Raw genomic sequence first — 24,927 nt, forward strand, 5'->3', positions numbered from 1 at the left:
GCTTTCGGAAGGGGCCGTGGGGGCCGGAACGGGGGGAGGCGATTATGCGAGGGCGCGCATGACGGTTCGACCGCCGCCCGTCGTCCCGGCATGCCCGCCGGGCTGCAAGCGCCATGCCATCGGCTCAGGCCGGGCCCGCCGCCTCGCCTTCGTTGAACAGCTGCGCCAGCGTGCGCCGCAGCCAGGCATTGCCGGCGTCGGCATGGAAGCGCTCGTGCCAGTGCTGCTTGACCGCGTACGAGGGCAGTTCGAACGGCGGCTCGAGCAGCTGCACCGGTTCCTGCGTGGCCAGCACCTGGCCGAGGATGCGCGGCACCACCACCAGCAGCTCGGTGTGGGCCACGATCCGCGCCACGCTGAGGAAGCTCGACAGCCGCGTCACCACGTGGCGCCGCAGCCCGAGCCGCGCGATGGTCTTGTCGACGATCGCATGGCCGGTGCCCGAGGAGGCCACCACCGCGTGCGCCTCGGCCTCGAAGCGCTTGCGCGTCAGCCGGGCGCCCACGCGCGGATGGTTGCGCGCCGCCAGGCAGACGAAGTTCTGCATGAACAGCGTCTGCTGGTAGAAGCCGGCCTCGAGCTGCGGCATGAAGCCCACCGCGAGGTCGACCGCGCCGTCCTCGAGCCGGCGGCCGCTCTCGGTCGAGATGATCTCGGTCTCGATGCGCACCCCCGGCGCCACCTGCCGCAGGTGGCCGAGCAGGCCCGGCAGCAGCACCACCTCGCTGATGTCGGTCATGCAGATGCGGAAGCTGCGCTCGGCCGTGGCGGGGTCGAACACCGCGCGGCCGCCCTTGGCGCGGTTGAGGCGGTCGAGGATGTCGAGCACCAGCGGCTGGGTCTGGCGCGCATAGGGCGTGGGCTCCATGCCGCGCGAGGTGCGCACGAACAGCTTGTCGCCGAAGTGGGTGCGCAGCCTGGCGAGCGCCGTGCTCGCGGCCGACTGCGAGATGCCGAGCCGCTCGGCGGCGCTCGAGACGTTGGCGGTCTTGTAGACCTCGTCGAACACCAGCAGCCATTCCAGATCGAGTTGTGCCATGGGCGCGGCCCTCGCCGTGTGCGGCCCGCAGGCCACCATTATCGAAAAACAGGATCGGAGCTATCGCCGGTCCCCCATTGCGCCAATAGTAGTGCGGGCGGATGATCCCGTTGATTCGGAAGTTCTAACCAGAAGGCCGGCGCCCGAAGTCGCCGCCGCGCCATGCACCGCGAGAGACACGCCATGAACCCCTCCACCGCCCGCGCCGCGCCCTCCAATGCGGATGAGCGCCGCGACTACTACGACCGCATCCGCCCGCTGCACCTCACGCCGCTGTGGGAATCGCTGCATGCGCTGGTGCCGCGCGAGCCGCAGACGCCCTGCGTGCCCGCGCTGTGGCGCTACGACGAGATCCGCCCGCTGCTGATGGAGTCGGCCGACCTGATCACCGCCGAGGAGGCCGTGCGCCGCGTGCTGGTGCTCGAGAACCCGGCGCTGCCCGGCAACTCCTCGATCACGCAGTCGATCTATGCCGGGCTGCAGCTCATCATGCCGGGCGAGGTGGCGCCCTCGCACCGCCACGTGCAGTCGGCGCTGCGCTTCATCGTGGACGGCCAGGGGGCCTACACCACCGTGGGCGGCGAGCGCACCACCATGTACCCGGGCGACTTCATCATCACGCCCTCGTGGGCCTGGCACGACCATGGCAACGAGGGCATCGAGGGCGTGGTGGAGCCGGTGGTCTGGCTCGACGGCCTCGACATCCCGATGCTGCGCTTCTTCGACGCCGGCTTCGCCGAGAACGACGACGCCAGGGTGCAGCACGTGGCGCGGCCCGAGGGCCACAGCCTCGCGCGCTTCGGCCACAACATGGTGCCGGTGCGGCACGACCACGCCTCGCAGACCTCGCCGATCTTCAACTATCCCTATGCACGCAGCCGCGAGGCGCTGGCGCAACTGCAAAAGCAGGAAGCGCCCGATGCCTGGCTGGGCCACAAGCTGCGCTACATCAACCCGCTGACCGGCGGTTCGCCGATGCCGACCATCTCCACCAACCTGCAGCTGCTGCCCAAGGGCTTCGCGGGCAAGACGCACCGTGCCACCGACGGCAGCGTCTACAGCGTGGTCGAAGGCCATGGCAGCGCCGAGATCGCGGGCCAGCGCTTCGAGTTCGGGCCGCGCGACACCTTCGTCGTGCCCTCGTGGGCGCCGCTCACGCTGCACGCGCCCAACGGCGACTGCGTGCTCTTCAGCTTCTCGGACCGGCCGGTGCAGCAGGCCATGGGGATCCTGCGCGAAGCCTTCCTCGAGAACGCCTGAGTCCCGGCCCTTTTCGTTTTTTTCCTTTCCCTCGACCGTTGCCGCCCCACGCGGCAGGAGCCCTCATGTCCTTCGTCTTCACGCCCCCTTCCATCGTCGGCCTGCCCATCGTCGGCAGCGACAAGCAGTTCCCCGTGCGCCGCGTCTACTGCGTGGGCCGCAACTACGCGGCCCATGCGCGCGAGATGGGCTTCGATCCCGACCGCGAGCCGCCGTTCTTCTTCTGCAAGCCCAACGACGACGCCTCGGTGGTGCCGGTGGCCGAGGGCACGACCGGCGCCATTCCCTATCCGGCGCTGACCGCCAACTACCACTACGAGGCCGAGCTGGTGGTGGCCATCGGCAAGGGCGGGCGCGACATCCCGGTGGAACAGGCCGCGAGCCACATCCACGGCTATGCCGTCGGCCTCGACATGACCCGCCGCGACCTGCAGATGAAGATGCGCGAGCAGGGCCGGCCCTGGGAGATCGGCAAGGCCTTCGACTTCTCGGCGCCGATCGCGCCGCTGCGCACGCTGGCCGAGGTGGGCGAGATCGATGCCGGCGAGATCCGCCTCGAGGTCGACGGCGAGGTGCGCCAGAAGAGCGACATCACGCACCTGATCTGGTCGGTCAACGAAGTGATCGCCAACCTGTCGACCCTGTTCGCGCTGCAGCCCGGCGACCTGATCTTCACCGGCACGCCCGAGGGCGTGGGCGCGGTGAAGCCCGGCCAGACGATCAAGGTCAGCATCGAGCGGCTGCCGTCGCTCCGCGTTCGCATCGACTGAGCGAGCCGCGCATGAGCCCGACCCCTTCCCCCACCGTGCTGCTGGTCGGCGGCGGCATCGGCGGCATGGCCGCCGCGCTGGCGCTCGCGCGCCTGGGCGTGTCGATCGACCTGCTCGAGCAGAGCGCCGCCATCGGCGAGATCGGCGCCGGCCTGCAGCTCGGCCCCAATGCCTTCGCCGCGCTCGACGCGCTGGGCGTGGGCGAGGCGGTGCGCCGGGGCTCGGTGTTCACCGACCGGCTGGTGATGATGGACGCGGTCGACTGCTCGGAGGTAGCCTCGGTGCCGGTCGGCGAGGCCTTCCGCGCGCGCTTTCGCAACCCCTATGCCGTGAGCCACCGCGCCGACCTGCACGGCGCGATCCACGAGGCCGTGAAGCAGCATCCGCTGATCCGCTTCCACACCTCGGCGCAGGTCGAGAGCCTCGACACCCGGGGGCAGGGCGTGGTCGCGGTCACGCGCGACGGCCGGCGCTTCCAGGCCGATGCCATCGTCGGCTGCGACGGCGTGAAGTCGGTGGTGCGCGCCGCGCTCATCGGCGACGCGCCGCGCGTCTCGGGCCACGTGGTCTACCGCGCGGTGGTGCCGGCGGCCGACATGCCGGCCGATCTGCGCTGGAACGCGCCCGTGGTCTGGGCCGGCCCGAACTGCCATCTGGTGCACTACCCGCTGCGCCATGGCGAGCAATACAACCTGGTCGTCACCTTCCACAGCCGCGAGCGCGAGGAATGGGGCGTGACCGACGGCAGCAAGGAAGAGGTGCTGTCGTACTTCGAGGGCGTGCATGCGCGCCCGCGCCAACTGCTCGATCGCCCGACCTCGTGGCGCCGCTGGAGCACCGCCGACCGCGACCCGGTCGAGCGCTGGAGCGAGGGCGCGGCCACGCTGCTGGGCGATGCCGCGCATCCGATGATGCAGTACCTGGCGCAGGGCGCCTGCATGGCGCTCGAGGACGCGGTGACGCTCGGCGAGGCCGTGAAGGCCTGCGACTTCGACCTGCCGGCCGCCTTCCGGCTCTACGAGGCGGCGCGCGTGGCGCGCACGGCCCGCGTGGTGCTGTCGGTGCGCGAGATGGGCCGGCTCTACCATGCCAAGGGCGTGGAGCGCCTGGTGCGCAACAGCCTCTGGCCGGGCCGCACGCCCGAGCGCTTCTACGATGCGGTCGAGTGGCTCTATGCCTGGCGGCCCGAGCGCTGCCTCGACGACGCGCCCGAGGCGCTGCGGCCCCAGGCCACCGCGCTTTCGCCGCACTGACACCCGACGCCTTCAAGATCCACAACCATCGAGGCCCCAGGCCCACGGAGACAAACGACCATGAATTTCCCGCGCGCACTGCTGACCGGCCTTCTCGCCCTGACCTCGCTGGCCATGGCCGGCGGCGCGGCGGCCCAGGCCGGCGACTATCCGAACAAGCCCGTGACCCTGGTCACGCCCTTCGCGGCCGGCAGCGGCCCCGACGCGGTGCTGCGGCTGGTCTCGGACAAGCTCTCGCGGCTGTGGAACCAGCGCGTGCTGATCGACAACCGGCCCGGCGGCGGCGGCTTCATCGCCATCGACCAGGCCCGGCGCGCCGCGCCCGACGGCTACACCCTGCTGCAGCTCGACAGCGAGCACGTGGCCGCGCTGCCGCACCTGTACAAGTCGCGCAACTTCGTGACCTTGCAGCACTTCGACCCGGTGGCCTCGCTGTTCCGCACGCCCTTCTTCGTGGCCGTGGGCAGCGATTCCAAGTGGAAGACCATGGCCGACCTGATCGCCGCCGCCAAGGCCGACCCCGACGCCATCGTCTACGGCTCCTGGGGCGTGGGCAGCCCGGGCCACCTGGGCGCGCAGCAGCTCGAGGCGCTGAGCGGCATCCGCATGCGCCACGCGCCCTACCGCGAGGTCTCGCAGCTGTATTCGAACGTGGGCACCGGCGAGGTGCCGTGGGCCTTCGCGAGCATTCCCTCGAGCCAGGGCATCTACAAGGCCGGCAAGCTGCGCTACATCGCCGTGGCCGCGCCCAAGCGCATCCCGCAGATGCCCGACGTGCCGACCATGGCCGAGGCCGGCGGCCCGGCCGGGCTGGAGGTCAATTCCTTCGTCTCGCTGCTCGCGCCCAAGGGCGTGCCGGCGGCCATCAAGGCGAAGATCAACGCCGACGTGGCGAAGGTCATCGCCGACCCCGAGATCCGCGCCCGCTTCGACACCTTCGCCTTCGAGCCGCTGGCCTGGTCGCCCGAGGAGATCGAGCGCCAGGCCGAGGCCAAGTCCAAGGTCTACGGCGAGCTGGTGCGCAGGGGCAACATCAGCCTCGAATAGCGGCCCGTGCCTTGCTTGGGGCAGTTAAGCTGCCCGCCTGTTTTGACACTTTTTGACATTTCTTCCTCCATGCACGCCACCAAGAGAGCCCTTCTGATCGCCTGCGGCCTGGCTGCCGCCTCGCTGCCGCTGGCCGCGAGCGCGCAGACGCCCGCCTGGCCCACCAAGCCCATCCGCCTGCTCGTGGGCTTCCCCGGGGGCTCCACGCCCGACATCGCCGCACGCACCATCGCCGAGCCGCTGTCGAAGGCGCTGGGCCAGCCGATCGTGGTCGACAACAAGCCCGGTGCCTCGGGCAACATCGCGGCCGACACGGTGGCCAAGGCCACCGACGACCACACGCTGGGCGTCGTCATCAACGGCAACCTCACGTCGTCGAAGCTGCTCTACCCGAAGCTGCCCTACGACCCGGCCAAGGACTTCACCTACCTCTCGCTGCTCGCGACCGCGCCGCTGGTGCTGGTGGCGCAGAACAACCTGCCCTCGGGCGAGGCCTTCTTCGATGCCGGCCGCAAGGCGGGCAACAAGTGGAACTACGGCTCGGTGGGCATCGGCTCGGTCGGCCACCTGGGCATGGAGCTGCTCAAGAGCCGCGTGCCGGGCTTCAACCCCGAGCACGTGCCCTACCAGGGCAATCCGCAGGTCATCACCGGCATGCTCGGCGACCAGATCCAGATGGGCCTGATCCCGCCCGGCGTGGCCATGCCGCAGGTCAAGGCCGGCAAGCTCAAGGCCATCGGCCTGACCGCCGGCCGCAGCGCGCTGGTGCCCGAGGTGCCGCCGCTGGCCAACGCCGGCGTGCGCGACTTCAACCTCGAGGTGTGGGTGGCGCTCCTGGGCCCGGCCAACCTCTCGAAGACCGCGCAGGCGCGCATCGGGCGAGAGCTCGAGGCCGTGATGAAGCAGCCCGAGGTACGCCAGAAGCTGTTCGAGCAGGGCTGGCAGGCCGTGGGCACCTCGCCCGACGGCATGCGCGCGCGCGTCAACGACGAGGCCGCGATCATGACCAAGATCATCTCGACCAAGGGCATCACCCTCCAATGACGGCTGCAATGACGATGGCCGAGCCGTCGCGTTCGCTGCCGGTGTTCGGCAGCTACGACGTGGTGGTGGTCGGCGGCGGTCCCGCCGGCATCGCCGCCGCCGTGAGCGCCGCGCGCCACGGCGCGAGCACCCTGCTGGTGGAGCGCTACGGCTTCCTCGGCGGCATGGGCACGGCGGGCGGCGTCACCAACTTCGCGGGCCTGTACGGCAAGCGCCGCGGCCAGATGACGCAGCTGGTGCGCGGCGTGGTCGACGAGCTGGTCGAGCGCATCGCCGCGCTCAACGGCATGAACGATCCGCAGGACGGCATGGGCGGGCGCATCCGCGTGCGCTCGTACGACACCTCGGCCTACAAGCTCGCGGCCGACCAGTTGCTCGAGGCGGCCGGCGTGAAGCTGCTGTTCCATGCCTTCGCGGCCTCGGTGATCCTCGAGGGCGAGCGCATCGCGGCGCTGGTGGTCGAGACCAAGTCGGGCCGGCAGGCGATCCGCGCCAATGCCTTCGTCGACGCCAGCGGCGACGCCGACGTGGCGGCCTTCGCGGGCGTGCCCTTCGAGGTCGGCGACGGCCACGGCAGCGGCCTGTTCCCGACCACCATGTTCCGCATCGGCCAGGTCGACGCGCCGGCCGCGCTCGAGGCGGTGGGCGAGTTCAAGGCCATCAACGATTTCATGGCGCGCGCCGAGGCGAGCAAGCCCGGCGCCTACCGCTTCCCGCGCGAGGGCGCGATCCTGCGGCCCAACAAGGACCCGCGCGAATGGCGCGCCAACGTCACGCAGATCCGCAATGCCGAGGGCCGCGCGATGAACGGCGTCGATGCGCGCGAGCTCACCGAGGGCGAGCTCGAGGGCCGGCGCCAGATCGCCGAGTACTTCCGCTTTCTCAAGGCCGAGGTGCCGGGTTTCGCGCAGTCGGCCATCGTCGAGATCGCGCCGCAGGTCGGCCTGCGCGAGACGCGGCGCATCCAGGGCCTGTACGCGCTCGAGCGCGAGGACATCCTGTCGTCGGCGAAGTTCGACGACGCCATCGGCCTCAATGCCTGGCCGATGGAGATGCATGCCGATGGCCGCATCGAGTGGGCCTTCCCGCGCGATGCCGACAACGCCTACAACCACCTGCCCTGGCGCATGCTGGTGCCGCGCACCGTCGCCAACCTGCTGGTGGCGGGCCGCTGCGCCTCGATGACGCACGAGGGCCAGTCGGCCGCGCGCGCCAGCGGCGGCTGCTTCGTGATGGGACAGGCCGCGGGCACGGCGGCGGCCACGCTCGGCAGCGGCGCGTTCGCCGACGTGGACGTGGCGGCGCTGCAGGCGAAGCTGGCGGCGGACGGGGTCGATTTGGATCGCTGAGGGAGCGGGATCGGACAGCCGGACGCAGAGGGCGCGAAGGTTTCGCGAAGGACGCAAAAAAGAAACCTGAAAAAGGTGGGCTGTCGTCGAGGCGCCGCCGCGCTCCCTTCGAGGCGAGCCTTGCTCGGGGCGCCGCGGTCGATCGGGCGCGGCCCACATCATTTCGGCTGTTCTTTGGCGTCTTTCGCGAAACCTTCGCGTCCTCTGCGTACGGTTCCCGCTTTCGGGCTTCCTGCGCGACAGCCCCCTGGCCCCATGTTTGCTATCGTTTGCGGTTCTTTCCCGTCCAGACCGCTTCCGATGACCCCCGATCCCGCCACCGCCGCCCGCCTCGTCCAAGACCTCGTCGCCTTCATGCAGCTCGAACCGCTGGGCGGCGACCGCTTCCTGGCGCAGAGCGAGGACATCGGCACGCCGGCCGTGTTCGGCGGGCAGGTGCTGGGCCAGTCGCTGATGGCGGCCAACCTCACGGTCGGCGCCGACCGGCCCGTGCATTCGATGCACGCCTATTTCCTGCTGCCGGGCGAGCATGCGCCCATCGAGTACAGCGTGGACCGCGTGCGCGACGGCCGCAGCTTCACCACCCGCCACGTGGTGGCGCGCCAGCAGGAGCGCATCATCTTCGAGATGTCGGCCTCGTTCCAGACCGTGGACGAGGGCGTCGAGCACCAGATCGACATGCCCGAGCTGGCCGGCCCCGAGGGCCTGGTCAGCGAGCTCGACCAGCGCATCGCGCTCGGCGACCGGCTGCCCGAGCCCTGGCGCAGCAAGGCGATCGAGCCGCACGGCATCGAGTACCGCCGGGTCCAGCCCGACGACCTGCTCGCGCCGGTGCCGCGGCCCGCGTCCGACAGCGCGATCTGGATGCGCGCGATCGCGCCGTTGCCCGACGACCCGATGGTGCACCGCGCGCTGCTGGCCTATGCCTCCGACCACGGCTTGCTGCGCGCCGCGATGCTGCCGCACGGCCTGAGCTTCATGACCGGCCAGGTGCGGCCCGCGAGCCTCGATCACGCGATGTGGTTCCACCGCGACTTCCGTTTCGACGACTGGCTGCTCTACGTGCTCGACTCGCCGAGCGCGAGCGGCGCGCGCGGCCTGTGCCGCGGCAGCATCTACACGCGCGACGGCCGGCTCGTGGCCTCGACGGCGCAGGAAGGCATGCTGCGCATCCGGGCGCTGAAGAAGTAGCCGCGCAGGGCGCCGCCTAGGCGCCGTTGCTCAGGGCCAGCGGCGGATCCTGCGCGACCGCGCTGCCCGCGCGCTCGTCGAGCACGCGCTGGTAGTTGTCGCGCAGCAGGATGCCCGCGTAATACACGTGCTCGCGCATCAGCTGCTCGGCGCGCGCCGCGTCGCCGTCGATCACGGCCTGCACGATGCGGTGGTGGTCGTCGTGCGAACGCAGGATCACGCCGTGGTCGTGCCACAGCATGATGCGGTCGGAGGCGAAGGGCACGGCCTGTGCCTGCGCGCCGAAGCGCACCACCCACGGGTTGCGCGCGCCCTGCATCAGCGCGTTGTGCAGCGTCACGTTCATCTGCTGGTAGGGCGCGAGGTCGTCGAGCAGCAGTTGTCCCTTGGCCAGGATCTCGTCGCCGGTGCGCAGGCAGTCGCGCAGCAGCGCGGCGGTCGCGTCGTCCACGCCGAGCGCCGCGAAGCGCCGGCAGGCCAGGCCCTCGAGCACCGAGCGCACCTCGTAGGCGGCCAGGATGTCCTCGAGCGCGAAGGCGCGCACCAGGTAGCCCTTCTTCGGCTGGTGATCGATCAGCCCTTCCATCGCCAGCGCGGCGAGCGCGGCGCGCACCGGCGTGCGCGACACCTTGAGGGTCTCGGCGATCGGCACCTCCTCCACCCGCGTGCCCGGCGTGAGCCGTCCGTGCAGGATCCAGGTGCGCAGCGTCTCGGTGACTTGTTGAGAGAGTGTGTCCATGTCAGGTATACATGATGCCGTGGAAACTGGTTCAATAGTCGTCGAATAAGGGAAAACGAGAGCGTGCAAAGATGGGCATGTATACACAATGCGGTCCTCGATTCACTTTCACGCCGCATCCGACGCGGCTTCGGAGACCTCGCATCCCATGGCGGAACATCATGCACAAGCCCCCGGCCGGCTGGCCCTCGTGACCGGCGGCGGCCGCGGCATCGGCGAGGCCGTGTGCCGGCGCCTCGCGGCCAGCGGCCTGCGCGTCGTCGTGGCCGACATCGACGGCGACAACGCGCGCGCCGTGGCCGCCTCGCTCGGCGCGGGCCACCATGCGCGCCAATTCGACGTGAGCGACGAGGCCGCGGTCGAGGCCGCCTTCGAGGAGATCGAGGCCGGCATCGGGCCGGTCGGCGTGGTGGTCTGCGTGGCCGGCCTGCTGCTGATGCCCGGCGGCGAACGCTCGCCGATCAAGGACACCTCGCTCGAGGACTGGGAGCGCACCTTCGCCGTGAACGCGCGCGGCGTGTTCCTCTGCGGCCGCGCCTACCTGCGCCGGCGCGAGGCGCGGCCGGTGGCGCATGGGCGCATCGTCACCTTCGGCTCGGTGGCCGCGCAGCTCGGCGGCTACCGCTCGAGCGCGACCTACATCGGTGCCAAGGCCGCGGTGCTGGGCCTGACCAAGGCCATGGCGCGCGAGTCGGCGCACCTGGGCGTGACCGTCAACTCGGTCGCGCCGGGCCTGATCGACACCGAGATGCTGCGCGGCACCGTGCAGAGCAGCGGCGCGCTGACGGCCGCGGCCGCCAACATCCCGCTCGGTCGCATCGGCACGGTGGACGACGTGGCCGGCGCGGTCGACTACCTGGTCTCGGAGCAGGCGGCGTACATCACGGGCAACGTGATCGACGTCAACGGCGGCTACCGCATGCAGTAAGGCCCGGCGCCAGCGACCGGGCGGCGCCTTTCACTCACCCATACCAACGGAGACACGTCATGAAGAAGAACTTCCTCGCCCTGGCATTCGGCGCCGCGCTGTGCGCCCTGGCGGGCACCGCCGCCGCGCAGGCCGAGCCCGGCCTGACCGACAAGACCATCAGGATCGGCATGTTCTCGCCGATGTCGGGTGCGTCGATGAACTACGGCTTCGACGTCATCAACGCCGCGAAGATGTACTACGACAAGATCAACAAGGAAGGCGGGGTGAACGGCCGCAAGATCGAGCTCGTGGTGGAGGACGACCGCTGCAACGCCAACGACCTGCTGGCCGCGGTCAAGAAGCTCACCGAGCAGGACCAGGTGTTCCTGCTCAACGGCGGCTCCTGCTCGGCCGCCGTGGTCGGCGCGCGCGAATACGTCGAGCGCGCGAAGATCCCGCTGGTGATGCTCAACGCCTCGGGCGACGGCGCGCTGTATCCGCCTTCCAAGTACATCTACGGCGCGTTCTCGATCTCGCAGCATGCGGTGGGCGGCTCGATGGTGCAGTTCGCGAGCGAGCACCTGAAGGCGAAGAAGATCGGCTACATCAACCACGACGACGCCTACGGCGGCTGGAACCTCGAGTCGGCCCAGGCGCAGGCCAAGGCGCTCGGCGGCGTCGACCTGCAGGTGCAGTCGGTCAACCCGAACATCACCGACGTCACGGCGCCGATGCTCAAGATCAAGGCCGCCAACCCCGACGTGCTGCTGCTCACCACCTACGCGCGGCCCGTGAGCCTGATCGTCAAGCGCGCCTTCGAGCTCGGCTTCAACAAGCCGATCGTGCTCGCCGTGAACTCCACCGCCGACCTCAAGCAGCTGGTGGAGAACGTGGGCAACAAGGACGCCTTCAAGAACGTCTACATCCAGGAAGTGCTGGCCGACGTGCCCGGCGGCCCCAAGCTCAAGTGGGTCTACGACATGTACAAGGCGGCCTATCCCGAGCTGGCCGCCAAGCCCGGCTATCCGCAGACCTACATGCCCTACGGCATTCCCTCGGCCATGGCGGTGGTCAATGCGCTGAAGGCGGCCGGCCCCAGCCCCACGCGCGAGAAGGTGCTCACGGCGTTGTCGACCATGAAGTTCGACTCCGGCGTGATGGCCGGGCCGATCGAGTTCGGCCCCGACGACCGCGCGGCGCAGGAGGCGGCCATCTACATCAAGTTCGACGCAACCAACATGACGCTCGTGCCCGGCAGCTACAAGAGCGTGTGGAAGTACAAGCCCTGAGGGCGGCTGCGATCCCATGAGCCTTTCCGACATCTGGCTGTTCGTGCAGCAGGGCGTGCTGTCCGGCATCGTCACCGGCAGCGTCTACGCGCTGCTCGCGGTGGCGATCGTCATGGTCTTCAAGACCACCGACGTGCCGAACTTCTCGCAGGGCGAGATCTTCATGGCCGGCGGCTACCTCGCGCTGTTCCCGCTGGTGGTGTGGGGCTGGCCCTACTGGGGCGCGGTGCTCGCGAGCCTCGCGGTCACGGCGCTCGTGGCCGCGCTGTTCCAGCGCGTGGTGATGCAGCGCGTGACCGCCTCGCGCGGCGTCGGCGTGCAGCTCGTGATCGCCACGCTGGGCTTCGCCTACCTGCTCAAGGGCCTGGTGCGCAAGACCGGGCTGGGCGACACGCCGCGCTCGCTGCCCTCGCTGGTGCCGCAGGACCCGATCACCATCGGCCAGGCCTCGCTCACGCTGCTCGACCTCGCGATCTTCGGCACCGCCGTGGTGGTGATGGTGCTGCTGTACCTGATGTTCACGCGCACCCGCACCGGCCAGGCCATGCGCGCGGTCGGCATGAACCCGCGCGGCGCGCAGATCGTGGGCGTGAAGCTGGGCACCATCCGCATGAAGATCTGGGCCCTGACCGGGCTGCTCTCGGCCATCGCGGCGCTGCTGATCACGCCCAAGATCCTGATCACGCCCGACATCGGCCACATCGCGATCCTGGCCTACGCGGCCGCCATCGTCGGCGGCTTCACCAGCCTGCCGGGCGCGGTGGTCGGCGGCTTCGTCATCGGCATCGTCGAGAACCTGGTGGGGCTGTTCATCTCGTCCAACGCCATCGTGGTCGCGCCCTTCGTCGCGATCATGGTGGTGCTGCTGGTGCGGCCGCAGGGTCTGTTCGGCGGCAAGCCGCAGGTGAAGAAGGTATGAGCATGCAGACGACTTCTCCCTGTTGGGATCGAGGCGTGCTGATCGCCATGGCCGTGGTGCTCGCGGTGCTGCCCTTCGCGGCCAGCGGCTACGTGCTGTACGTGGTCAACCTGCTGATGGTGTTCAGCGTGCTCGCGCTCGGCATGCACCTGGTGATCGGCGAGACCGGCCAGTTCGCGCTCTCGCACGCGGCCTTCTTCGGCATCGGCATCTACACGGCCGGGCTCATCAACAACCAGTGGCAGCCGCCGTTCATGGTGTCGATCCTCGCGGGCGCGCTGCTCGCGGCCGCGCTGGGCTGGGTCATCGGCCTGCTGGCGCTGCGCATGCGCGACATCTACCTGGCGCTCGCCACCTTCGCCTTCGGCGAGGCGATGCAATGGGTGTTCCTCAACTGGGAGCAAGTGACCAACGGCTCGAACGGTCTGCAGATGAAGCCGGCCGCGCTCGGCGGCCTGCGGCTGATGAACGACCTGCAGGCCTATCCCTTCGTGGTCGCGATCGCGGCGCTGATGCTGTGGCTCGCGGTGGCGCTGTCGCGCTCGCGGCTGGGCTCGTCGTTCCGCGCGGTGCGCGAGAGCGACGTGGCGGCGATCGCTATGGGCGTGAACACGCGCGCCGTCAAGGTCACGGCCTTCGTGCTGTCGGCGGCCTTCGCGGGCGTGGCCGGCGGCATGTACACGCTGTTCACCTCCTTCATCCATCCCGAGAGCCTGGGCTTCCAGACCACGATCCTGATCCTCACCATGGTGGTGGTCGGCGGGCTGGGCTCGGTGCGCGGCGCGGTGGCGGGCGCCATCGTGTTCGGCCTGGCCTCGGAGCTGCTGCGCCAGGCACCGTCCTACCAGGAGATCATCTACGGCGGCATCCTGATGCTGTTCATGATGTTCCTGCCCAAGGGCATGGCCTCGCTGTTCGCGGCACGCAAGGCCACGCGCCGCGCGGCCCCGGCGGGAGGCGCGCGATGAGCACGACCAATGCCGCCGCTTTCCTCGACGTGCGCGACATCAGCGTGGTGTTCGGCGGCCTCAAGGCGGTCAACGGCCTGTCGTTCCAGGTCGAGCAGGGCCGCATCCATGCGCTGATCGGGCCCAACGGCGCCGGCAAGTCGACCACCTTCAACTGCATCTCGCGCTTCTACACGCCCAGCAGCGGCAGCGTCGTCTTCGAGGGCCGCGAGCTCACGCGCGTGTCGCCCTACCGCATGGCCTCGCTGGGCATCGCGCGCACCTTCCAGAACCTCGAGCTGTTCGCCGAACTTTCAGTGCTCGAGAACGTGCTGCTCGGCACCCATGCGCGCGGCACCGGCACGCTGGGCCGGCTGCTGCGCCGCCCCGACCGCGAGACCGAGGACTTCGCGCTGCACCTGCTCGAGCGCGTGGGCCTGGCCGACGAGCGCCACCAGCCCGCGCGCGACCTCGACTTCGGCCGCCAGAAGCTGCTCGAGCTGGCGCGCGCGCTGGCCATCCGCCCCAAGCTGCTGCTGCTCGACGAGCCCGCGGCCGGCCTGCGCAACCGCGAGATCGAGAGCCTGGACCGGCTGCTCAAGGAGCTGGTGGCGCGCGACGGCATCACGGTGCTGCTGGTCGAGCACGTGATGCAGCTCGTGATGTCGATCTCGGATCGCATCACCGTCATGGCCTTCGGCGAGAAGATCGCCGAGGGCACGCCCGCGCAGATCGGCAGCGACGCGCGCGTGATCGAGGCCTATCTGGGCAAGGGAAGTGCAAAGGGGGCCGCGCATGGCTGAATCGCTGTTGTCGTTGCGCGCCATCTCGGCCGCCTACGGCCGCATCCAGGCGCTGAGCCATGTCTCGGTCGACGTGCCCGAGGGCGAGATCGTCGCGCTGCTCGGCAGCAACGGCGCGGGCAAGACCACCACGCTCAACTGCATCTCGAACATCGTCGACTGCACCGAGGGCGAGGTGCGGCTGGCCGGCGAGCGCATCGACCGGCTGGGCTCCGATGCGCTGGTCCAGCGCGGCATCGTGCAGGTGCCCGAGGGTCGGCAGGTGTTCCGCGACATGAGCGTGCGCGAGAACCTCGACCTGGGCGCCTACCTGCGGCGCGACCGCGCGGGCATCCGCAACGACCTCGAGGCCGTGTATGCGATGTTCCCGCGCCTCAAGGAGCGCCAGGGCCAGATGGCGGCCACGCTGTCGGGCGGTGAGCAGCAGATGCTCGCGATCGGCCGCGCCGTGATGGCGCGCCCGCGCGTGATGCTGTTCGACGAGCCCTCGATGGGCCTGTCGCCGCTGCTGGTGGAGCAGATGTTCGAGATCATCGAGCGGCTGCACCGCGAACAGAAGATCACCATCCTGCTGGTCGAGCAGAACGTGCAGCTCGCGCTCGCGGTGTCGAGCTACGGCTACATCCTCGAGAACGGCGAGATCTCGCTGCACGGCCCCGCCGCGCAGCTGGCCAACGACGAGGCCGTGCGCCGCGCCTACCTCGGCGTCTGAACGGCGCCGCTTTCGCAAAGGAATTCCCATGCTTCTGAAGGACAAGCTCTCGCTCGTCACGGGCGCCGCGCGCGGCCTCGGCGAGGCCATCGCGCGCCGCATGGCGGCCGAAGGCGCGCACGTGCTGGTGGTCGACCGCGACCTCGAGCCCGCGCAACGGGTGGCGGCCTCGATCCGCGCCGCGGGCGGGCGCGCCGATGCCGACAGCGTCGACGTCAGCGACGCGGCGGCGGTCGACGCGCTCGCCGCGCGCATCGCCGCGGCGCACGGCGACATCGACGTGCTGGTGAACAACGCCGGCATCTCCGCGCGCTCGAAGTTCGACGAGCCCGGCGCGCGCGAGGCCTGGGACCGCGTGCTGTCGGTCAACCTGCAGGGCGTGTTCAACGTCACGCAGGCCTTCGTGCCCGCGCTCAAGCGCACGCACGGCAGCATCGTCAACCTGTCGTCGATCGTGGCCTTCGGCGCGGGCATCTCCTCGGCCGGCTACGTGGTGGCCAAGGGCGGCGTGCGTTCGCTCACGCAGGTGCTGGCGCGCGACCTCGCGCCCTGGGGCGTGCGCGTGAACGCGGTGGCGCCCGGACTCATGGTGACCGACATGACGGCCGGCCAGCGCGAGACCGAGCACGGCACCGACTGGTACATGAGCCGCGTGCTCACCAAGCGCCACGGCGAGGCCGACGAGATCGCCGGGCCGGTGGTCTTCCTCGCCTCGTCGATGGCCAGCTACGTCAATGGCGTGGTGCTGCCGGTCGACGGCGGCTACCTCGCGGCCTGAGCGCCGCGCTTCGACGGAACAACGATGAACAACAGCAGTGATGACAACAAGCCGCTGGTCCTGGTGACCGGCGGCGCCAGCGGCATGGGCCGCGCCATCGTGGAGCGCCTGGCGCGCGACGGCTGGCGCGTGGTGATGGCCGACTACAACGGCGCGCTGGCCGAGCGCGAGACCCAGGTGCTGCGCGCCGCCGGCCTCGACGTCGACTACCGCGCCATCGACCTGACCGACGAGGCCGCGGTGCGCGCGATGGTGCAGTCGCTGCCGCCGCTCACCGCGCTGGTGAACAACGCCGGCATCTTCGACGAGCGCGCCTTCATGGACGTGAGCTCGGCCGACTTCCGCCGCATGTACGAGGTGAACCTGCTCGCGGTGGCCACGCTCACGCAGGAGGCCGCGCGCAAGATGGCCGACGGCGCGCGCATCGTCAACATCGCCTCGCGCGCCTACCTGGGCGCGAAGAACCATCCGCACTACGTGGCCTCGAAGGCCGCGCTGGTGGGCTACACGCGCGCCAGCGCGATGGAGCTCGCGCCGCGCGGCATCCTGGTGAACGCGATCGCGCCGGGCCTGATCGACACGCCGCTGCTGCGCGCGCTCACGCCCGAGCGCCGCGCCGCGCAGCTCGCGCTGCAGCCCACGGGCGCGGCCGGCCGGCCCGAGGACATCGCGCAGGCCGTGGCCTTCTTCGCCTCGCCGGCCACTGGCTTCGTCACGGGCCAGGTGCTGTTCGTCGACGGCGGCAAGTCGCTCGGCGGCTCGGGGGCGTGATGGCGCAGCCCCAGGAGAAGACCGGCTACGACGTGGTCGTGATCGGCAGCGGCGCGGGCGGGCTCGCGGCCGCGCTCACGGCGAAGCTCGAGGGCCTCGACGTGCTGGTGCTCGAGAAGACCGACCGCATCGGCGGCTCGACCGCGATCTCGGGCGGCGCGGTGTGGGTGCCGCTCAACGACCAGGCCGAGGCCGCGGGCCATCCCGACACGCCCGAGAAGGCGCTGACCTACCTGCGCAACACGGTGGGCGCGGCCGGCGACGAGGCGCTGCGCCATGCCTTCCTCGAGGCCGGGCCGCGCGCGCTGCGCTATTTGCGCGAGCGCACCGACGTGCAACTGGCCGCGCGCACCTACTCGCCCGACTACCACCCCGACCGCGAGGGCGCCGCGATGGGCGGCCGTTCGCTCGACCCCATCGAGTTCGACGGCCGGCTGCTCGGCCCGCACTTCCGCACCCTGCGCGATCCGCTGCCCGAGTTCTGCGTGCTCGGCGGGATGATGGTCAACATGACCGACGTGAAGCACCTGCTCGCGGTCACGCGCTCGTTCGCGTCGTGGAAGCACGGCATGAAGCTGGTGCTGCGCTACTTCGCCGACCGCCTGGGCGGCCACCACCGCGGCACGCGGCTGCTGCTGGGCAATGCGCTCGCGGGGCGGCTGTTCCACGGGCTGCTGAAGCAGAAGATTCCGTTCTGGCTCGAGACGCCCGCGCTGGGGCTCGAACAGGATGCCGGCGGTGCGGTGACCGGCGTGCGCGTGAAGCGCGATGGCCGCGAGATCGTGCTGCAGGCGCGGCGCGGCGTGGTGGTCGCGACCGGCGGCTTTCCGTGGAATGCGCAGATGCGCGCCGAGCACTATCCCGCGCCGACCGGGCCCTACTCGATGTCGCCGCAGGGCAATGTCGGCGAGGGCATCGCGATGGCGCGGCAGGCCGGCGGCGTGCTCGGCACCGGCCACACGGGCCCGGCGCTGTGGGCGCCGGTGTCGATGATGAAGCGCCCCGACGGCAGCATGCTGCGCTATCCGCACCTGGTGTGGGATCGCGCCAAGCCCGGGCTGATCGCGGTCGACGCGCGCGGCGAACGCTTCGTCAACGAGGCTAGCTCGTACCACGAGTTCGTGCGCGGCATGTACCAGGCCAACGAGGCCGGCACGAGCATCCCGGCGCTGCTGGTGTGCGACAGCGACTTCATGGAAAAGTGGGGCCTGGGCCTCGCGCTGCCGGGCGGGCGCTCGCGCGAGCACCTGGTGCGCGCCGGCTACCTGTACCGCGCCGACACGCTCGAGGCACTGGCACGCCAGGTCGATGTCGACCCCGACGGCCTTGCGCGCACCGTGGCCGCCTTCAACCCACCGGCCGCGCGCGGCGAGGACCCGGCCTTCGGCAAGGGCAGCACGGCCTACAACCGCTACCTCGGCGACCCCGAGCACCAGCCCAATGCCTGCGTGGCGCCGGTCGCGAAGGCACCGTTCTATGCGGTCAAGGTCTATCCCGGCGATATCGGCACGGCCCTGGGCGTGCGCGCCGATGGCCATGCGCGCGTGCTCGATGCACGCGGCACGCCGATCGCGGGCCTGTACGTGGCCGGCAACGACATGCATTCGGTGATGGGAGGCGAGTATCCTGCGCCCGGCATCACGCTGGGACCGGCCCTGACCTTCGGCTGGGCGGCCGGCATGCACCTGGCCCATGGCCACGACGAACACGCCTGACCACACACTTCACACCCATCATGAAGATCTTCTATTCCCCCGCTTCCCCCTTCGTGCGCAAATGCATGGTCGTCGCGCACGAGCTCGGCATCGCCGAGCGCATCGAGCGCCTGCCGAGCGCGGCCGGCCCGGTGAAGCGCGATGCAACCATCCTGCCGACCAACCCGCTGGGCCAGGTGCCGACCTTCCTCACCGACGACGGCCAGGCCCTGTTCGACAGCCGCGTGATCTGCGAGTACCTCAACGACCAGCAGCGCGGCACGCTGTTCCCCGCCTCGGGCAAGGCGCGCTGGGCCCGTCTCGCCGAACTCTCGCTGGCCGACGGCATGACCGCCGCCGCGCTGCTCGCGCGCTACGAGAACGTGCTGCGTCCGCAGGAATTCCGCTGGGCCGACTGGACCGACGGCCAGCTCGCGAAGGTGCGCACCGGGCTCGAATGGCTCGAGAAGGAAGCGGCTGGATTCGGCGAACGTGTGGACATCGGGACCATCGCTTTCGGCTGTGCACTGGGGTACATGGACTTCCGGTTTCCGGATGTGGATTGGCGTGCTCAGGCGCCTCGCAGTGCTGAGTGGTTCGAGGCGTTCAATCGGCGGGCCTCCATGCAGGCGACGTTGCCTACTGCTTGAGGTTGGAGCGGGCTCACGCCGATGGGGTACTCCCCTCCGCGAATGTCCCCCGGCCTTCGGCCTTCTCCTTAATTTCGCTGCGGGGAGTACCCCGCCGACGTGAGCCAGACGCGCAGCAGTTGATCGGCCGGCACCACCGCAGCGTCTCCGTGCACAGGGCAGTGGGTGCTTCCCGCAGCGAAATAAAGGAGGAGCCGAAGGCGGGGGACATTCGCGGAGGGAAGTACCCGCTGTCCTGTGCACGCGCCCCGAACAAAAAACGCCCAACCTGGCAAGACAACCAATTCCTTGGCTAAATGCCACCCTCCGCAAGAAACCAAGGACCCCGAATGTCTTCTGAGCAAAAAAAGGTAGCCATCGTCACGGCAGGCGGCAGCGGCATGGGCGCCGCCGCGGCCCGCAAGCTCGCGCAGGACGGTTTTCGCGTCGCCATCCTCTCCTCCTCGGGCAAGGGCGAGGCCCTCGCGAAGGAGCTGGGCGGCATTGGCGTGACCGGCTCCAACCAGTCGAACGACGACCTCAAGACACTCGTCGACCGCGTCATCGCCGAGTGGGGCCGCATCGACGTGCTCGTCAACAGCGCCGGCCACGGCCCGCGCGCGCCCATTCTGGAAATCACCGACGACGACTGGCACCGCGGCATGGACGTCTACCTGCTGAGCGCCGTGCGCCCCAGCCGCCTCGTCACGCCGCACATGGTCAAGCAGGGGGGCGGCGCCATCATCAACATCTCGACCTTCGCCGCCTTCGAACCCGATCCCGTGTTTCCGACCTCGGGCGTGTTCCGCGCCGGCCTCGCCGCCTTCACCAAGCTCTTCGCCGACCAGTATGCGGAGCACAACGTGCGCATGAACAACGTGCTGCCCGGCTTCATCGACAGCCTGCCCGAGAAGGAAGTGTTCCGCGAACGCATCCCCATGGGACGTTATGGCCGCAGCGACGAGATCGCCGCCACCATCGGCTTTCTCGCTTCCGATGGCGCGGGCTACATCACCGGCCAGAACCTGCGCGTCGACGGGGGCATCACGCGCTCCGTCTGAGGCCGTCATGGGCGCTGCCTACAATCGGCGCCCATGTGCCCGAGGACGTCCCGCCACCCCAACAAGCTTCGCGCGGACGTCCTTCTCTTCAGCCGGCACGCCCGCCAGCGCGCCTCCTGCTATGCGCTCGCTCGCATCGCGCGCGACAGCCAGTCCCGGCAATCGGGCTGCTCGCGGCTGACTCCCCCTTGAGCCTGGCGCATTGAATGAAGCGCGGCGGCAGCGCCCGCCGCTTTCTCCCTTGCGCCGCCAGCCGGCGCGATGCCTTCCAACGTCCCGCGATGCCTTGCCGGCACGCGGGCTGCTTTCCGTTTTCTCCATGTCTTCCCGCTACAGCCGCCTGCGCACCGAGTGGTGCCCGAGCATTCCGCGCGAACTGATGGCCGGCGCCGTCGCCACCTTCGCGCTCATTCCCGAGGTCATCGCCTTTTCCTTCGTCGCCGGTGTCGATCCCGCGGTGGGCCTGTTCGCCTCCTTCGTCATCGGCATCGTCATCGCCTTCACCGGCGGGCGCCCCGCCATGGTCTCGGCCGCGGCCGGATCGGTGGCGCTGGTGGCCGCGCCGCTGGTGCATGCGCACGGCCTGGCCTATCTGCTCGCGGCCGGCCTGCTCGCGGGCGCGATGCAGATCGCCTTCGGGCTGCTGCGCCTGGGCGTGCTGATGCGCTTCGTCTCGTCGTCGGTGCGCACCGGCTTCGTCAACGCCCTCGCGATCCTGATCTTCGCGGCGCAGATGCCGCACTTCATCGGCGCCAATACCGCCACCTGGGCGATGGTCGGCCTCGGGCTCGCGGTCATCTACCTGCTGCCGCGCCTCACCACCGCGGTGCCGTCGCCGCTGGTGTGCATCGTGGTGGTCACGCTCGCGGGCCAGTGGCTGGGCCTGCCGCTCAAGACCGTGGCCGACCTCGGCCAGCTGCCCGATGCCTTGCCCATGTTCGCGCTGCCGGCCGTGCCGCTGACCCTCGAGACGCTGCGCATCATCGCCTTGCCCGCCTTCGCCATCGCGATGGTCGGCCTGCTCGAATCGATGATGACCGCGAGCGTGGTCGACGAACTCACCGACACCCCGAGCTCGAAGAACCGCGAGTGCGGCGGCCTCGGCCTCGCGAACGTGGCGGCCAGCTGCTTCGGCGGCATCGCGGGCTGCGGAATGATCGGCCAGACCGTGAGCAACGTGCGCTACGGCGGCCGCGGCCGGCTCTCGACCCTGTTCGCCGGGGCCTTCCTGCTGATCCTCATGGTGCTGCTCAAGCCCTGGGTGTCGCAGGTGCCGGTGGCGGCGCTGGTCGCGATCATGGTGATGGTCTCGGCCTCGACCTTCGACTGGGGCTCGCTGCGCACGCTGGTGCGCCATCCGCGCCTGTCGAGCGTCGTGATGCTCGCCACCGTGGCCGTCACCGTCGCCACCGACAACCTGGCCGCGGGCGTGGGCATCGGCGTGCTGCTCAGCGGCGTCTTCTTCACCTTCAAGGTGGCGCGGCTGCTGCGGGTGCAGGGGCGGCAGGACGAAGAGGGCGCCTGGCGCTTCGCCGTGAGCGGCCAGGTCTTCTTCGCCTCGGCCGACATGCTGGTCGATGCCTTCGACGTGCGCGAGATCGACGGCGCGCCGGTGAGTATCGACGTCTCGCAGGCCCACTTCTGGGACGTGACCGCCGTGGCGGCGCTGCGCAAGGTGGTCGAGCGGCTGCGCAAGCACGGCAGCGCGGTCGACGTGAGCGGCATGAACCAGGCCAGCCGCGACCTCGTGCTGCGCCTCGACGCGGAGCCCGAGTGAGCCGGCTCAGACTTCGGCGGCCGCCTCGGCGCGCACCTGGCTGCGAAAGCGCCCCGGGCTCTCGCCCACCGCGCGCCGGAAGGCCGCGCTGAACGCCGTCTCCGACTGGTAGCCCACGCGCTCGGCGATGCGCGCGATGCCCTCGTCGCCGTGCCGCAGCGCATGGCGCGCCACCGTCATGCGCCAGCCGCCGAGATAGTCGAGCGGCGTCGAGCCCGTCAGTGCCTTGAAGCGCAGCGCGAAGGCCGTGCGCGACATGCTGGCCGTCCGCGCCAGGCGCTCCACCGTCCAGGGCTGTGCGATGTCGGCATGCATGCGCGACAGCGCGGTGCCGATGCGCGCATCGGTCATCGCGCCGAGCCAGCCCTCGGGCTGCGGCGCATTCGCGAGGTGCACGCGCAGCGCCTGCACCAGCACCAGCGCCGCGAGGTTGGTGCGCGCCAGGGTCGAGCCCGGGCGCAGCTCGGCCGTTTCCCAGCCCATCAGGTCGAGCAGGCCCTCGAGCGGCCGCGCGCCCGGATCGCTCGCGCGCAGGTGGATCAGCGGCGGCAGGTGGCGCAGCAGCAGTTCGCCGGCCTCGCCCGAGAGTGCGAAGCGTCCGCTCGCGAGCACCACGCGCGTCGCGTCGCTCGCGTCCAGGCCGTCGTGGCGCAGCACCCCGTCGGGGCCGCGCTGCTCGCGGCTCAGGCGCGTGCCGTCCTGCAGCGGCCCGGGCGGATCGCTCGCGGCCGAGAAGGGCAGGCCGTTGGTCAGCAGGAAGAAGTCGCCGGCCTCCAGCATCACCGGCGCGGCCGCGCCGTCGACCTCGATGTGGAAGCGCCCCTCGAGCACGCAGCCCAGCTTGATGTGCGAGGCGTAGTGCCCGTAGCGGAAGGCCCAGCGGCCGCGCGCCTCGAAGCGCGACGAGAGCGTGCTGCTCACCGTGAGCATGGCGAGCACATCGGACAAGGGATCCATGATTCTGTACGAATGAATAGGAAATGCGTGCTGATGATTATTCAATCATTCAGTTCAACGCGCGACCATCGGGGCATGTCCTCCTCGAACGCTCCAGTTTTCCGTCACGCCGTCGTGCTGGGCCTGCTCACCACCATCGGCCCCTTCGCCATCGACATGTACCTGCCCGCGCTGCCCGCCATCGGGCGCGCGCTGGGCGCCGATCCGCATGCGATGCAGGCCAGCCTGATGGCCTTCTTCATCGCGGTCGGCGCCGGCCAGCTGGTCGCGGGCCCGCTGTCGGACATGTTCGGCCGCCGCCGGCCGATGGTCGCGGGCCTCGTGCTGTTCATGCTCGCCAGCATCGGCTGCGCCTTCGCGCCCGACGCGGGCGTGCTGGTCGCGCTGCGCTTCGTGCAGGGGCTCGGCGCCTGCGCCTGCATGGTCACGCCGCGCGCCGTGGTGCGCGATCTGTACACCGGGCCCGAGGCGGCGCGGATGATGTCGCTGCTGCTGATGGTCTACAGCGTGTCGCCGATCCTCGCGCCGCTGGCCGGCAGCCTCGTGGCCGAGAGCCTGGGCTGGCGCGCCGTGTTCGTCGCCGTTGCCGCCGTCGGACTCGCGGGCCTCGCGATGCTGCTGGGCCTGCTGCCCGAGACCCGGCCCGCCACCGCGCGGCTGTCGAGCAACTTCCGCAGCGCCATGGCCGGCTACGGCGTGCTGCTGCGCGACCGCCACTTCATGGCGCTGGCCTTCATGGCCTCGTTCACCGTCTCGAGCTTCTTCGTCTACGTGGCCAACTCGCCCTTCGTGATGAGCACGCACTTCGGCGTCTCGCCGCGCATGTACGCGGTGCTGTTCGCGCTCAATGCGGTGTCGCTGCTCGCGCTGTCGCAGGCCAACGGCCGGCTGGTGGCGCGCTTCGGCATCCGGCGCGTGCTGCGCACCGCGGTGATCGCGCAGGCCGCCACCATCGGGCTGCTGCTGGCGCTCACGCTCGCGGGCGTGGACCGGCTCTCCGTGCTGGTGGCGCTGCTGATGATCGGCTTCGGCCTCAACGGCCTGATCGTGCCCGGGGCCTTCGTGCTCGCGATGGAAGGCCATGCTGCGCTCGCGGGCACGGCCTCGGCATTGATCGGCACGATGAACTTCGCGGGCGGCGCGGTGATGGTGGCGCTGGTCGCGCCGTTCGCCGACGGCACGCCGCTGCCGATGGTGGCGGGCATCGCCGGCTGCGCGGCGGTCGTGCTGACTCTGGCCTTGCGCACCCTGCCGCCGGTGCGGCGCGTGCCCGGTGTCATGCAGGGGTTCTAAGTGATTGCCCCGTGAGCAAGGTGCGGCCTTGGGCCTAGCCTTTGCGCGTTCCGTCGGCGCCCGATGGACCGGAAAGGCTCCCATGGACATCCCCGCCCCGGTGCTCGACAGCATGCAGCGAACCCTCCAGTCCTACGAGGCGTCCGCGCGCGACTACGACGCGATCGTGGCGGACCATCCGCCGCCCGAGATCGAGGACGCGCTGCGCCGCATGGTGGCGTGCATGCCCGCGGGCGGCAGCGTGCTCGAGGTCGGCTCGGGCACGGGGCGCGATGCCGACTTCGTCGAGTCCCTGGGCGTGAGCGTGCGGCGCACCGATGCCACGCAGGCCTTTCTCGACCTGCAGGCCGAGCGCGGCAAGCAGGGCGCGCTGCTCAACGTGGTCACCGACCCGCTGGGCGGGCCCTACGACGCCATTCTCGCGATGGCCGTGCTGATCCATGTCGATCGCGCGCAGATCGCGCCGGTGCTGCGCAAGGTGTTCGACGCGCTCGCGCCCGGCGGCGTCTTCCTCGCGGGCATGCGCATCGGCGAGGGCGAGACCAACGGCGACTACCAGACCGTGTACTGGGACCGCGACCGGTTCGCCGCGCAGCTCGCGGCGGCCGGGCTGCGACTGGATTGGGAGCGGCAGTGGATCGGCCGCGAGGACGTGCGCTGGGCCAGCTTCCTGGCCTGCCGTCCGCGCGGATAAG

24 protein-coding genes are annotated in these 24,927 nt (G+C 70.4%); 21 read left to right on the forward strand and 3 right to left on the reverse strand.

Features of this window, described 5'->3' with window-relative positions; all coding sequences use genetic code 11:
• Positions 1-124 precede the first annotated feature (124 nt).
• Positions 125-1,039, reverse strand: coding sequence for a LysR family transcriptional regulator (locus tag ACEN9J_RS23030; protein ID WP_057594712.1), 915 nt, complete (start codon positions 1,037-1,039; stop codon positions 125-127).
• A 183-nt stretch (positions 1,040-1,222) separates the two neighbouring features.
• Between ACEN9J_RS23030 and gtdA the strand changes: the two genes are divergently transcribed.
• From gtdA to ACEN9J_RS23065, 7 genes are all read left to right on the forward strand, one after another.
• Positions 1,223-2,299, forward strand: a complete 1,077-nt coding sequence (gene gtdA / locus ACEN9J_RS23035; protein ID WP_413762153.1) for a gentisate 1,2-dioxygenase — start codon at positions 1,223-1,225, stop codon at positions 2,297-2,299.
• A 65-nt stretch (positions 2,300-2,364) separates the two neighbouring features.
• Complete coding sequence (locus ACEN9J_RS23040) at positions 2,365-3,069, forward strand: fumarylacetoacetate hydrolase family protein (protein ID WP_413762154.1); 705 nt, start codon at positions 2,365-2,367, stop codon at positions 3,067-3,069.
• A gap of 11 nt (positions 3,070-3,080) precedes the next feature.
• Positions 3,081-4,322 (forward strand): 3-hydroxybenzoate 6-monooxygenase, encoded by a 1,242-nt coding sequence (locus tag ACEN9J_RS23045; RefSeq protein ID WP_413762155.1) that lies wholly within the window; start codon positions 3,081-3,083, stop codon positions 4,320-4,322.
• 60 nt (positions 4,323-4,382) lie between these two features.
• Entirely contained in the window at positions 4,383-5,369 is a 987-nt protein-coding gene (locus ACEN9J_RS23050; protein ID WP_057594701.1) for a Bug family tripartite tricarboxylate transporter substrate binding protein, read from the forward strand.
• A gap of 69 nt (positions 5,370-5,438) precedes the next feature.
• On the forward strand, positions 5,439-6,413 hold the full coding sequence (locus ACEN9J_RS23055; protein WP_296739621.1) for a Bug family tripartite tricarboxylate transporter substrate binding protein: 975 nt from the start codon (positions 5,439-5,441) through the stop codon (positions 6,411-6,413).
• Positions 6,410-7,762: an FAD-dependent oxidoreductase gene (locus ACEN9J_RS23060; RefSeq protein WP_413762156.1), complete on the forward strand. Its 1,353-nt coding sequence runs from the start codon at positions 6,410-6,412 to the stop codon at positions 7,760-7,762. The genes ACEN9J_RS23055 and ACEN9J_RS23060 overlap by 4 nt, the downstream gene beginning before the upstream one ends.
• Before the next feature lie 300 nt (positions 7,763-8,062).
• Positions 8,063-8,953, forward strand: coding sequence for an acyl-CoA thioesterase (locus tag ACEN9J_RS23065; protein ID WP_413762157.1), 891 nt, complete (start codon positions 8,063-8,065; stop codon positions 8,951-8,953).
• Between the two features lie 16 nt (positions 8,954-8,969).
• Here ACEN9J_RS23065 and ACEN9J_RS23070 read toward each other — a convergent pair whose 3' ends face one another.
• A complete protein-coding gene (locus tag ACEN9J_RS23070; protein ID WP_413762158.1) occupies positions 8,970-9,692 on the reverse strand; it encodes a GntR family transcriptional regulator in 723 nt (240 codons plus the stop codon).
• Positions 9,693-9,840: 148 nt separating this feature from the next.
• On the opposite strand from ACEN9J_RS23070, the gene ACEN9J_RS23075 reads away from it, so the two are divergent.
• The 12 genes from ACEN9J_RS23075 to ACEN9J_RS23130 all read left to right on the forward strand — a co-directional run bounded on the left by ACEN9J_RS23075 (position 9,841) and on the right by ACEN9J_RS23130 (position 21,982).
• Positions 9,841-10,620 carry an SDR family NAD(P)-dependent oxidoreductase gene (locus ACEN9J_RS23075; protein ID WP_057594697.1) on the forward strand — a complete coding sequence of 260 codons (780 nt, stop codon included), beginning with the start codon at positions 9,841-9,843 and terminating at the stop codon, positions 10,618-10,620.
• A 59-nt stretch (positions 10,621-10,679) separates the two neighbouring features.
• Complete coding sequence (locus tag ACEN9J_RS23080; RefSeq protein WP_296739608.1) at positions 10,680-11,891, forward strand: ABC transporter substrate-binding protein; 1,212 nt, start codon at positions 10,680-10,682, stop codon at positions 11,889-11,891.
• A gap of 16 nt (positions 11,892-11,907) precedes the next feature.
• Positions 11,908-12,810: a branched-chain amino acid ABC transporter permease gene (locus ACEN9J_RS23085; RefSeq protein WP_057594695.1), complete on the forward strand. Its 903-nt coding sequence runs from the start codon at positions 11,908-11,910 to the stop codon at positions 12,808-12,810.
• A 2-nt stretch (positions 12,811-12,812) separates the two neighbouring features.
• Positions 12,813-13,778 carry a branched-chain amino acid ABC transporter permease gene (locus ACEN9J_RS23090; RefSeq protein ID WP_413762159.1) on the forward strand — a complete coding sequence of 322 codons (966 nt, stop codon included), beginning with the start codon at positions 12,813-12,815 and terminating at the stop codon, positions 13,776-13,778.
• Complete coding sequence (locus ACEN9J_RS23095) at positions 13,775-14,560, forward strand: ABC transporter ATP-binding protein (RefSeq protein ID WP_261212371.1); 786 nt, start codon at positions 13,775-13,777, stop codon at positions 14,558-14,560. Before ACEN9J_RS23090 ends, ACEN9J_RS23095 begins: the two co-directional genes overlap by 4 nt.
• A complete protein-coding gene (locus tag ACEN9J_RS23100) occupies positions 14,553-15,272 on the forward strand; it encodes an ABC transporter ATP-binding protein (protein WP_057594693.1) in 720 nt (239 codons plus the stop codon). Before ACEN9J_RS23095 ends, ACEN9J_RS23100 begins: the two co-directional genes overlap by 8 nt.
• A gap of 28 nt (positions 15,273-15,300) precedes the next feature.
• Entirely contained in the window at positions 15,301-16,050 is a 750-nt protein-coding gene (locus ACEN9J_RS23105) for an SDR family NAD(P)-dependent oxidoreductase (protein WP_057594692.1), read from the forward strand.
• A gap of 24 nt (positions 16,051-16,074) precedes the next feature.
• On the forward strand, positions 16,075-16,821 hold the full coding sequence (locus ACEN9J_RS23110) for an SDR family NAD(P)-dependent oxidoreductase (RefSeq protein WP_413762160.1): 747 nt from the start codon (positions 16,075-16,077) through the stop codon (positions 16,819-16,821).
• On the forward strand, positions 16,821-18,536 hold the full coding sequence (locus ACEN9J_RS23115; RefSeq protein ID WP_413762161.1) for an FAD-dependent oxidoreductase: 1,716 nt from the start codon (positions 16,821-16,823) through the stop codon (positions 18,534-18,536). The genes ACEN9J_RS23110 and ACEN9J_RS23115 overlap by 1 nt, the downstream gene beginning before the upstream one ends.
• A gap of 20 nt (positions 18,537-18,556) precedes the next feature.
• Positions 18,557-19,165 carry a glutathione S-transferase gene (locus tag ACEN9J_RS23120; protein WP_413762162.1) on the forward strand — a complete coding sequence of 203 codons (609 nt, stop codon included), beginning with the start codon at positions 18,557-18,559 and terminating at the stop codon, positions 19,163-19,165.
• A 329-nt stretch (positions 19,166-19,494) separates the two neighbouring features.
• The gene (locus ACEN9J_RS23125) at positions 19,495-20,205 is read left to right on the forward strand and encodes an SDR family oxidoreductase (protein WP_057594690.1); all 711 of its coding nucleotides are present in this window, start codon (positions 19,495-19,497) and stop codon (positions 20,203-20,205) included.
• Positions 20,206-20,524: 319 nt separating this feature from the next.
• Positions 20,525-21,982, forward strand: a complete 1,458-nt coding sequence (locus ACEN9J_RS23130; protein WP_413762163.1) for a SulP family inorganic anion transporter — start codon at positions 20,525-20,527, stop codon at positions 21,980-21,982.
• A gap of 6 nt (positions 21,983-21,988) precedes the next feature.
• Here the strand turns inward: ACEN9J_RS23130 and ACEN9J_RS23135 are convergent, their stop codons facing one another.
• Positions 21,989-22,939, reverse strand: coding sequence for a cupin domain-containing protein (locus ACEN9J_RS23135; protein ID WP_413762164.1), 951 nt, complete (start codon positions 22,937-22,939; stop codon positions 21,989-21,991).
• A 75-nt stretch (positions 22,940-23,014) separates the two neighbouring features.
• Between ACEN9J_RS23135 and ACEN9J_RS23140 the strand changes: the two genes are divergently transcribed.
• The gene (locus ACEN9J_RS23140; protein ID WP_413762165.1) at positions 23,015-24,232 is read left to right on the forward strand and encodes a multidrug effflux MFS transporter; all 1,218 of its coding nucleotides are present in this window, start codon (positions 23,015-23,017) and stop codon (positions 24,230-24,232) included.
• A gap of 82 nt (positions 24,233-24,314) precedes the next feature.
• Positions 24,315-24,926: a class I SAM-dependent DNA methyltransferase gene (locus ACEN9J_RS23145; protein WP_413762166.1), complete on the forward strand. Its 612-nt coding sequence runs from the start codon at positions 24,315-24,317 to the stop codon at positions 24,924-24,926.
• Position 24,927: the final 1 nt, after the last annotated feature.

This window comes from Variovorax sp. Varisp41 (assembly GCF_047325085.1).
Classification (GTDB): Bacteria; Pseudomonadota; Gammaproteobacteria; order Burkholderiales; family Burkholderiaceae_C; genus Variovorax.